The organism is Ruegeria sp. O5, from assembly GCF_056535105.1.
Map to the genome: position 1 here is coordinate 1 of NZ_JBQERN010000043.1, position 2,424 is coordinate 2,424.

General features: G+C 59.1%; 2 protein-coding genes and 1 pseudogene. 1 reads left to right on the top strand and 2 read right to left on the bottom strand.

Annotation, left to right across the window (positions count from 1 at the left end; genetic code table 11):
* The first annotated feature begins 196 nt into the window (after positions 1-196).
* A complete protein-coding gene (locus tag ACR0M3_RS19965) occupies positions 197-1,198 on the top strand; it encodes a helix-turn-helix domain-containing protein (protein WP_480871588.1) in 1,002 nt (333 codons plus the stop codon).
* 91 nt (positions 1,199-1,289) lie between these two features.
* Here the strand turns inward: ACR0M3_RS19965 and ACR0M3_RS19970 are convergent, their stop codons facing one another.
* The gene (locus ACR0M3_RS19970) at positions 1,290-2,267 is read right to left on the bottom strand and encodes an HpcH/HpaI aldolase/citrate lyase family protein (RefSeq protein WP_480833602.1); all 978 of its coding nucleotides are present in this window, start codon (positions 2,265-2,267) and stop codon (positions 1,290-1,292) included.
* A gap of 17 nt (positions 2,268-2,284) precedes the next feature.
* Positions 2,285-2,424: pseudogene (glyA, locus tag ACR0M3_RS19975) on the bottom strand (serine hydroxymethyltransferase); the annotation flags it as partial.

Genomic DNA, 2,424 nt, shown 5'->3' on the forward strand with positions numbered 1-2,424 from the left:
TCCCCCGTCAACCGCGTCGACAACGCATACGGCGACCGAAACCTCGTATGCACATGCCCACCAATGGACGCATACGAAGACGCCGCTGAGTGAAACCCGTGTCTGTCCGATCCGTCAATTCGCCTGACGGATCGGATTTACACCCTGAGGGCAGCGCCAATCGGGGCGCTGCCACGCCCAAATCGTCGGAGGAACAATGAAACACTATGTCCTCGAAAATGATCACGCCAATCTGTCTGAAACGGAGCCTGAGGCACCCGAAAGATTGAAACATATCGATGTCATTCTCAACGGTGAAGCGGCTATGGCGTCAGCTGGAATGGTCATCGAATTCTATCAGGCGTTAAACACTCTGGCCGAAGACTGCACCTATGCGGTCAACCTTCGTGTCGCTGGCTCGGAACCCGCGGGCGGACCGTTATACTGGGCCGGACGAACGGCGGTTTTCTGGGGAGATCTGGAGAACATCTGGTCCATTCCACATTCGCGCAGATTCTGGGTATCGCAGGTCCTGAACCTGTCTTCGCGGGTTGTTCTGGTCGGCGGCGCGGTGCTGCTTCTGCCGCAACTCGGAAGAACAGGCCGGAACACCGTTGCTGTCCACCCGAATTTCGCAGCCGCTGCACTGGAGGGCGGGCTGGAAGATTGTGGCACCGGCACGCATCTGGCCGCAGACGGGTGCGCCCATAGCGCAACCACCCGGTTAAGCGCGCTGCGCCTGCTGTCAGAATTTGTGTCGATCGACCACGGGGAACATATCGCGGACATACTGCGCGGATACATTGGACTGACGGAACCCACACAAAAGCACGGCAGCACGCTTGCCGCCCGTCTGGTGCACCGTGCAAAAGGTGATCAGCTTGTCATGCGCACGCTGGATGCGATGCAGGAAAACATCGAAGATCCTTTGACGATCTCGGAACTTTCCAATGTACTCAGGACCTCGACCCGCCAGTTACAGCGAAGGTTTCTAAGCAAAACCGGTGCGAAACTTTTGTCGACCTACAAAGAGCTACGGCTGGAGCGGGCGCAGAGCCTTTTACAATTCACCAACATGTCGCAGATCGAAATCTCGACAGCGACCGGCTTTTCATCGACTGTCGCGCTGAAACGCGCCTTTCAACGCAGCTTTGACGTCAGCCCGGACGAAATTCGGAACAAGCGATTTCTGGGGACGGCCGCCCCGGAACACGGATAACCTTTCGCGTTGGTCTCGTGATCCACCAGTCAACGCAGCACCGAGCCCGCGTGGACAATGCGCCCACGCAGGTCGGGTTTGGTGCAGGCGATCAGGCCGCAGCGATCTGACTGGCCTTTTCAACCAGTACTTCGGCCTGCCGGATCGAGGCATAATCGATCAGACGACCATCCAGAGACACGGCACCTTTTCCGTCTGCCTCGGCCTCGGCCATGGCGACAAGGATACGCCGTGCCTTGGTAACTTCGGCATCCGAGGGCGACATCACCTCATTGGCAAGTGCGATCTGGCTGGGGTGGATGGCCCATTTGCCCTCGCAGCCCAGAACGGCGGCACGTTTTGCTGCGGCCTTGTAACCGTCGGGGTCCTGAAAATCGCCAAAAGGCCCGTCGATGGGGCGCAACCCGTTGGCGCGCGCCGCAACCACCATGCGGGCAAGGGCATAGTGCCACATGTCGCCCCAGTGGGTCAGGCGGCCGCCGTCGGCATCCGGGTCGGTCAGAACCGAATAATCCGGGTTCACGCCCCCGATGATTGTGGTTCGCGCGCGGGTTGAGGCGGCATAATCCGCGACACCAAAATGAAGGCTTTCATTGCGCTTTGATGCAGCCGCAATCGCGCTGACATTCTGCATACCAAGCGCGGTTTCGATGATGTGTTCGAACCCGATCCGTTTCTTGTATCCCTTGGCGTCTTCGATCTGGGTCACCAGCATGTCGACCGCATATACATCTGCAGCTGTCCCGACCTTGGGGATCATGATCAGGTCCAGACGCTGGCCCGCCTGTTCGACAACATCCACGACGTCCCGGTACATGTAATGGGTGTCCAGACCATTGATCCGGACCGACATGGTCTTGCTCCCCCAGTCGATATCATTCAGCGCCTGAATGATGTTCCTGCGCGCCTGCTCCTTTTCATCGGGCGCGACGGCGTCTTCCAGATCGAGGAAGATGACATCCGCGTCCGATTTCGCAGCCTTCTCAAACATTCCGGGCTGGCTGCCGGGCACGGCAAGCTCGCTGCGGTTCAGGCGGGCGGGGGCTTGTTCAATTGGTTGAAAGCTCATGGTTGGGACCTTTCGGCTTACAGGTTCGGGTATATGGGGAAGCGGTTGCAGAGGTCTGCGACCTGGGCGCGGACGCGGGCTTCGACTTCGGCGTTGCCGTCTTCGCCGTTGGCGGCCAGGCCGTCGACCACTTCGATGATCCAGTCGGCGATCTGGC